Annotated in this window: 5 protein-coding genes and 1 tRNA gene; 1 reads left to right on the top strand and 5 read right to left on the bottom strand. The window is 58.1% G+C overall.

All coding sequences use genetic code 11. The annotated features are described in order from the left end of the window. Positions 1–829 (top strand): 3,4-dihydroxy-2-butanone-4-phosphate synthase (locus SFU85_11850; GenBank protein MDX6767470.1); only part of this gene is annotated, 829 nt, incomplete at its 5' end. A 4-nt stretch (positions 830–833) separates the two neighbouring features. Here the strand turns inward: SFU85_11850 and SFU85_11845 are convergent. The 5 genes from SFU85_11845 to mrdA all read right to left on the bottom strand — a co-directional run bounded on the left by SFU85_11845 (position 834) and on the right by mrdA (position 7813). Beyond that, positions 834–923 (bottom strand) — tRNA-Ser (locus tag SFU85_11845). A 32-nt stretch (positions 924–955) separates the two neighbouring features. After that, entirely contained in the window at positions 956–1750 is a 795-nt protein-coding gene (locus SFU85_11840; GenBank protein ID MDX6767469.1) for a hypothetical protein, read from the bottom strand. Positions 1751–1758: 8 nt separating this feature from the next. Continuing rightward, a complete protein-coding gene (locus tag SFU85_11835) occupies positions 1759–4548 on the bottom strand; it encodes an Rne/Rng family ribonuclease (protein ID MDX6767468.1) in 2790 nt (929 codons plus the stop codon). A gap of 270 nt (positions 4549–4818) precedes the next feature. Continuing rightward, complete coding sequence (gene rodA / locus SFU85_11830) at positions 4819–5910, bottom strand: rod shape-determining protein RodA (GenBank protein MDX6767467.1); 1092 nt, start codon at positions 5908–5910, stop codon at positions 4819–4821. Continuing rightward, entirely contained in the window at positions 5903–7813 is a 1911-nt protein-coding gene (gene mrdA, locus SFU85_11825) for a penicillin-binding protein 2 (GenBank protein MDX6767466.1), read from the bottom strand. The genes rodA and mrdA overlap by 8 nt, the downstream gene beginning before the upstream one ends. Between the last annotated feature and the right edge of the window lie 3 nt (positions 7814–7816).

Genomic DNA, 7816 nt, shown 5'->3' with positions numbered 1-7816 from the left:
CGCCTTAACGGTTCAGGCCGCCATCCGCCCGGATGCGAAGCCCGACGACCTCGCCCGCCCCGGCCACATCTTTCCCCTCCGCGCGCAACAGGGCGGCGTACTCGTACGCGCTGGCCAAACCGAAGCTTCCGTAGACCTTGCCCGCCTCGCCGGCCGCCGCCCCGGCGCGGTGATTTGCGAAATCGTCAACCCGGACGGCACCATGGCTCGCTTGCCGCAATTGATCGAATACTGCCGCGAACACCAACTCGCCCTGATCTCCGTTGCGGACCTTATCCGCTACCGTTTGCAAAACGAAAGTTATGTCCGCTTGAAGAGCGAAGGGATGCTCGACACGGCCTATGGCACGTTCCGCCTTTTGGTTTTCGAAAATCTTCTGAACTCCGAGCTCCACGCCGCCTTGGTCAAGGGGGAACTTTCGCCCGATACCCCAACGCTCGTTCGCATGCATTCGCATTGTCCCTTCGGCGATGTTTTTCTAAGCACCCAGTGCGATTGCCGCGCGCTCTTGAACGCGGCCATGGAAAAGATCAGCGCCGCAGGCTCCGGCCTGATTGTCTATCTCCACTTCCAAGCCGCAGACCGCCTTTTCCCCGATCCGGATTCCGCCCTTACCCTCACTCCCCATTTGCGTTCCGGCGGCCAACCCGCAGGCCACCGCAAGCTGCAGCACCAAGTGGGCATAGGAGCGCAAATTCTCCGCTATCTGAATTGCCGCAAGATCGAACTCATCACCAACTCTACGGTTCGGGCTGTAGGTCTGGAGGGCTTTGGGATTGAGATTACTGGGCAGGTTCCGGTGACTTTAACAACGCCGGCGCAACAGTAAGGAGTGGCGGAGAGATAGGGATTCGAACCCTAGATACGGTTTCCCGTATACACGCTTTCCAAGCGTGCGCCTTAAACCACTCGGCCATCTCTCCGAGGACCATATGTTAGTTTAACATCGAGCCGTTTAGTGGCCCGCGCGGCGTCGAACTCTCACCAAATCGATGGGTATGTTCGACGATTCCTGCTCCCTTGCGCAGGCCGGCGCGCTCCCCAACTCCGGCATTTCTCCCAAGAGTTGCCCCGCCAACAAAGCACCCACGCTCAACTCTCTCGTCGCTTCGCATTTTGGCAGAGCGCGCTTGCAGCCCACCCCCAAAGCGAGCACCACAGTCTGCGCCAAGTCCGTTAACTCGGCTTCACAACGCTGCCAGCCCAAGGGTGGCGCAGTGGCCTTGCCCGCAACCCGGATTTCCAGCGGATAGCGCATCCACCCACCCGTTTCCCTTCCCGTGGCAAACCAAACTGCCGGTTCCAATCTCACCCTTTGACCGGCTGCTTCTTCCCTTGCCACGGCCGTCAAGAAAAAAGTTGCGCAGCGCTGACCTTCCGCGATCCTGCCGCGCACCCGCCCTTCCACATGTTCCAGTGGCTGTTCAAAGTGGGTCCTGCCGTAGCGCAAACCCGGAAAGTAACGAAACAGCTTCAAGTCCAGCAATTGCTCAGGGTTCGTACCCACTTCCAATTGAAAGGCTGTCCCCGCTTGCGCCCGGGCCACCAACAACAGGGTCAATTGCCCTCCCGCCTGCACTTGGGGGGAAAGCACTTCAACCTGCCGGACCTGCGGAGCGGGCTCGCAGTTTAGGTCCGCCCCCTCCGCTTCGGCCAGCACAATTGCATCCGAATAAACCGAAAGCTCTTGGGCCTGTGCCGGGTAGACGAATACGCCTACCCAAGCAACAAACCATAAGCAAAATCGCATGCGCGGCCCTACCCCAAGTCGAACTTCTCTTGGTGAATCAGCGGATCGGACATCACCATCACCTGGCGGCCCAATACTTCCTCCAGCTCTTCGTGATATTCGTTCTCCGTAGACTTGAAGACCTTGGCCACTTCCGGGTTCACGCGCAACATCACGTCCTTGGCGTCCACCACTGCCGGCGCAAGTTTCTTCGCCTCGTTCATGATTTCGCCAATTACCGTCTGCACGCTCTTCACATAAGCCGAACCCTCGCAATACGGGCACGGCGCGCAGAGCGTTCTTTCGAGCGATTGCTTCACGCGCTTCCGCGTAATCGCCACTAAGCCGAAATCATTGAACTGGAGAATCTTGTACGGTGCGCGGTCTGCTTGCATGGCTTCTTCCAGTGCTTGCATCACGCGCAAACGGTTCTTACGCTCATCCATGTCAATGAAGTCGATCACAATAATGCCGCCCAGGTCGCGCAGACGGATTTGCCGCACGATCTCCTTCACGGCTTCGATATTCGTCTTCACGATGGTGTCTTCCAGGCGGTTGCCCCGCCCGACAAACTTACCGGTGTTGATGTCGATGGCCACCAGGGCCTCCGTCTGGTTGATCACGATGTAGCCACCAGACTTTAACCACACCTTCGGCCGCAGCGCCTTTTCCAATTCGCTTGTGATGCCGAAGCTATCGAAGATGGGGGCTTGCCGCGTGTACATCCGGACGCGCGCCACCATTGCCGGCTGGAAACGCTCCAGAAAACGAAGCACACTTTCGTAAATTTCTTCGTTATCCACCCAGATGGACTTGAAGTCCGGTCCCACTTGGTCCCGCAGCACGCGCTCCACAATTTCCAAATCGTGATAAATCAGCGCCGGGGCCTTCTTGGCCTCCGCTTTTTTGCGGACGTCCATCCACAGGGAATGCAGAAACTCCATGTCCGCCAGAATTTCCGATTCCGCACGGCCCTCCCCAGCGGTCCGAATAATGAAGCCGCCTTGGATCGTATCGCGGCGCGATTGCAAAATGCGCTTCAAGCGCGCACGCTCTTCATCGCTGCCAATCTTGCGGGAAACGCCCGTATGCTCCACGGTTGGCATATAGACGCAGTAGCGGCCCGGCAGGGCGATATGCGAGGTGATGCGGGCGCCTTTTTGCCCCAAGGGCTCCTTGGCAATCTGCACCAATACTTCTTGGCCTTCTTTCAACAGTTCCGAAATGGAAGGCGGTGTGCGTCGCTCGCGTTTATCGTCGCGGCGATCTTCCCGCCGTTCCTCGCGGCGTTCTTCCCGTCTCTCCGGCTTGCGCTCACGGTTGCGGCTTTCGCCCGGCAACAATGCAGGCAACGATGCTGCCTCTTCCGCTTGGCCTTCGGGCAGGGAAGCAGCTTCAGCGGGTGCATCAACTTTCGCTTCCACTCCGCGTTCGCGTCCCCCGCGCCCACGCCGGCGGCGACGCCCACCGCGCTCCCGCGCTCCATCTTCCGTTCGCGGCTCATTCTGCCGCAAATGCGCGGAATAACCCAAGGCCGGCAACACAACGGCTTCGTCCCCTTCGTTAGATTCCTCTTCTCCTTCGGCGTCACCCGCCAATTCGGCTTGGACTTCTTCGGCCGCTTCCTCGCCGTCTTCCGCCAGCGCCGTCTCGTCAGATGCCGCTTCCTCTATTTCGTCCTCATCGCCTTCGTCTTCTTCGGCCTCTTCCGCCTCGTCGCCTTCCTCTCCCTCGTCTCCCTCTTCCGGATTTTCTTCCTGGCCCTCTTCTTCCCCTTCTTCTTGGCCTTCGTCCAAGCGCGCCGCTTCTTCGTAGTCGCGCTCTTCTTCTTTTTCGCGGGCAATCTCGGCCAGGTGCTGCTTCACTTCCTCCATCACCTCGGCCTCTTCTTCTTCGGCCAAGGCTTCCCGCGTCAAGAGATGGACAGGGGAAATGGTAGATTCCTCGGCGTGCCGCATTTCCGGCGCTTCGGCCCCGGCGCTCATAGCCAGCGGCGCGGCCTCGCTTTCGGCTTCTTCAGCCTCTGCCGGCTCGTCTCCGCCTACGGCCAAAGGCAGCACGATCGGCGTAACTCCCTTGGATTGCAATTTTTTCCGGGTTTCTCCCGGAAGCAGCACAATCTCTTCCGGCAGCGATTCCGGCTCTTCTTCCCCAGCCTCCTCGTTGCCTTCGGGTTCGCTGTCTTCCGACGGATCCGCGTACTTGCTCTCCGGAAAGCTACCAGGCTTTCCGTTGCGGCGACGGCGGCGGCGAGTGCCCGTGCCTCCGCTTTCGCTTTTCCTGTCCGCACTCGCCTCGCTCACCACTTCGATTTCCACGCCGTCCCCGAAACCCGCTAATTCGTTCGGGGCAAACTCGGCAATCGACTCATGCTCGATCAGTTCTTCAACGGCTTCCGAAGCTTCCGCCGGCGCTGCTTCCCTCAACGGCGCCTCGTTGCTTCTCCCGCGCCGCCCACGGTCACGCCCACGCCGTCCCCGGCGTCCGTTGTCTCCCCGGTCTCCCCGCTCGCTCCGGCTCGCTTCGCTCCGGCCGTTATCCGGACCGCGTTCCGCACCCCGGCCTTCAGTCACCTTTTCAATATCGTCCTCCTCGTCAAAGAAGTCCGACACATAAAGGAACGTATCCCGCTCCAAGCCAAGATCTACAAACGCCGACTGCATGCCCGGCAATACACGCGTTACCCGGCCTTTGTGTATGGAACCCGCCAGCGAGTATTCGTTCTTCCTTTGGAAGTAAACCTCAACCAACTGATCATCTTCGAGCACGGCCACGCGTGTTTCGTGGCGGCCACCCGCAATTACTAATTCTTTCGCCATCTCGCTTCTCCTTTAGAGAAGCCCTTCGCTGCACCGTCACCGTTCTGCGGACCTTACTCGGCCGCTGTCCCACTAGAATTTTCCAAGCTCTCGATTGCCTTCCCGGGGCGATCTCCCCCGGCGGTTTGGGAGTGTTTCTGGCTCCTTGCGGTTGGCCCTACTTGCTCTCCCTCACCTGAAATCTTTTTCGTTACGCTCGCTTCCAGTTGCAAAATCTGCTTTCGCCGGAACGGGTCTGGTCTCTTCTCTTCCGCGAAGAGCCTCACATCTTCATAACAAGAACCGCCGGAGCCGAACATTGTTCACAAGCCCCAGCATGATAAACACCGACAAAATGTTTGAGCCGCCATAACTCATTAGCGGCAAAGGAATTCCGGCTACGGGCATCAGCCCGGCAACCATACCAACATTCTCCAAAACGTGAAACAGCAAAATCCCTGCGACGCCCATACAAATGGCTGTACCGGCCCGGTCGGGTGCGGTCTGCGCGTTCTGCAGGATTTGCATCAATAAAAGGAAATATAACCCAAGTACGGTCACCACGCCGATAAACCCGTGCTCCTCGGCAAAGGCGGCGAAGATAAAATCCGTATGGGCAAAGGGCAAAAACTGCAATTGGATCTGCATTCCCCGCGTCACTCCCGCCCCCCACATGCCGCCTGATCCAACTGCGATCTTCGACTGCAACACCTGGTAGCCAGAGCCCTGCGGATCCTGCGCCGGATCCAAAAAGCTGGTCAAACGCGCGCGCTGGTAATCCTTTAGGACAAACCAACCCACCGGCAAAACCAGCATCACAATCAGCAACAACACCACCGCCTGCTGCCGGTTCATGCCAGCCAGCAGTAAGCCCACCGCCAGCACGGGCAGGTAGCAAAGCGAAGTGCCCAAGTCCGGCTGCAAATTCACCAGCACAAAGGGCATGAATACAATCCCCATTAACTTCATCAGGTCAACGTTGTCCAAAGACTCGGTCTTCAAATCTGCCAAAAAACGCGCCATGAAAAGCACCAACACGATCTTCATGAACTCCGAGGGCTGCAGTTTCATCCCTCCCCCCAGCGAAATCCATCGCTTCGCCCCGAGCACTACCCGGCTGAAAATCATCAAGCCAAACAGTATGACCGTAAACACCACGTACAAGTAAGGCGCCTGGCCCAAAAACGAGTGGTAATCAAAATGGCTGATAACCCAAAAAACCAGCAGTCCCGCCCCAACGAAGATCAACTGCTTCCACCAAAGGCTGCTGCCCTCTTCGCTCTGTGTCGCCGAATAAATCTGCAAAATGCCAATCCCCGCCAGCAGCAGGGCAATCAGCAGCATCGTCCAATCCACATCACGCAAGCCACGGGATTCAGTCATTTTCCGCGGTCCTTTCCCCACTGGACAAGCCCGCGGGCTGTTCCAACTTAACCTGCACACCCTCACCCGCACCTTGCGAATACTGCTTCCGCGCCCGTTTATCCAAATACGCCTTCACCACATCGCGCGCGATTAAGGCCGCATCCGGCCCGTGCTCGCCTTCCTCCCACAACACGGAAACCACAATCTCCGGGTTCACCCGCGGGGCAAACGCCACAAACCAGGCATTGTCCTTCAAGCGGATTCCTTTGGCCTTCTGGTATTCGTTCGAAGCGATTTGCGCCGTCCCTGTCTTACCACAGAATTCCCCGTTCGGCAAACGCGAACGCCCCGCCGTGCCTCCGCCATTCACCACATCGCACACGCCGTCCATAATCGTTCGCACGTGCGTCAAGTCTATCTCGGCTTTCCGCGCAGCCTTCTGTGGCGCGTCACCCTTACGCAAGTGCGGCGTATGCCAAACTCCCCCCATCACCAACCCTCCCATCCCGTGCGCCAACTGGATCGGTGTCGCCGTCAAGTAGCCTTGGCCGATCGATACCGATATCGTATCGCCGCCATACCAGCGCTCCCGCAAGGCGCGGATTTTCCATTTCGTGGAAGGTAGAGTCCCCGATGCCTCCGCCGGCAGGTCAATACCTGTCTTTTTCCCAAAGCCCGCAATCTCGGCCCACTTAGCAATTTGGTCAATGCCGATGCGGTTTCCCACCTGATAAAAGTACACGTCACAACTTTGCGCCAAAGCCTTTTTCAAACTCGTCCCTCCGTGCCCGCTCTTCTTGTGGCAATGAAAATAGCGGCCAAAAAAATTGAAGCCGCCGCCACAGCCGAAGCTCGTATTCTCGTCCACCTCGCCGGATTCCAGTGCGCTCAGCGCCACAAAGGGCTTGAACGTGCTCCCCGGCGCCAACTGCGCTTGGATGGCCCGATTCAGCAATGGCTTCTCTGGGTTCGTCGTAATCTCTCTCCACTCCGCCCCGCGATCGCGCGAGGCCAACTTGCTCAAGTCATAACTTGGCCGCGAGGTCAAAGCCAGCACTTCCCCGTTGCGCGGGTCCAAGGCCACCACCGCGCCGCGCTTGCCTTCCATGGCCAACTCGGCCACCGTTTGCAAATCCAGATCAATCGTCAATTGGATGGACTCCCCCGGCACCGCCGCCTTAAAGCCCAACACTCTCCGCTCTTCCCCTTTGTTGTTCACCAATACCTGGCGCTGCCCATCTTCCCCCGTCAAGATGTCGTTGTATTGGCGCTCCAACCCGGTCTTGCCCACCAAGTCGCCCGGTTGGTTTTTCACGAACTCCGGCTGGTTTAATTCGCTCTCGCTGATTTCTCCCACATACCCCAACATGTGCGCCGCAAAGCCATTGCCCGGATACACGCGACGCTCCGTGTGGATCAACTCCAACTCTGGAAAAGTATCCGGGTCCCGATGCGATTCCACAAACGCGATTTCCGCCGGCGTCAATTCCTGCTTCAAAATCAATGCCTGATACTTTGGCCGCTTGCGAAAGCGGTTCAAGCGCGCCACCAATTCCTCGTAGTCCAAATTCAGGCCCTCGGCAATCGGCGCCAAATGTTCTTCCTGCAAGTTTTCCCGGCTTAACAACACACTGAAGCTCGAATGGTTGTCAACAATCACCCGCCCGTCGCGGTCCAAAATCTTTCCCCGCGCCGCCGGTATCGGAAAGCTCTTAATGCGGTTCCGCTCCGCTTTTAATGAATAGACGTCCTCGTTGCGAATTTGCAGATTCCAGTAACCACCAACCAGAAATAAGAACACCCCCACCGTCACGTACTGCAAGAGCCCAATTTTGCCCTGCGCAAACTTTCCTTCGTCCCGCTGTAGGCTCAAGCGCTCTTGGTATTCTTCCCGGCCGGCTCGGCCAGAGGCACGAAACATCAG

Source organism: Candidatus Methylacidiphilales bacterium (assembly GCA_033875315.1).
Taxonomy (GTDB): domain Bacteria; phylum Verrucomicrobiota; class Verrucomicrobiia; order Methylacidiphilales; family CAZTYG01; genus JANRJG01.
This window is presented reverse-complemented; position numbering and strand designations above follow the sequence as displayed.

Coding starts and splice junctions, on each gene's coding strand:
- mrdA (MDX6767466.1), bottom strand. CDS start 7,813: ATGTTTCGTGCCTCTGGCCGAGCCGGCCGGGAAGAATACCAAGAGCGC.
- SFU85_11835 (MDX6767468.1), bottom strand. CDS start 4,548: ATGGCGAAAGAATTAGTAATTGCGGGTGGCCGCCACGAAACACGCGTG.
- rodA (MDX6767467.1), bottom strand. CDS start 5,910: ATGACTGAATCCCGTGGCTTGCGTGATGTGGATTGGACGATGCTGCTG.
- SFU85_11840 (MDX6767469.1), bottom strand. CDS start 1,750: ATGCGATTTTGCTTATGGTTTGTTGCTTGGGTAGGCGTATTCGTCTAC.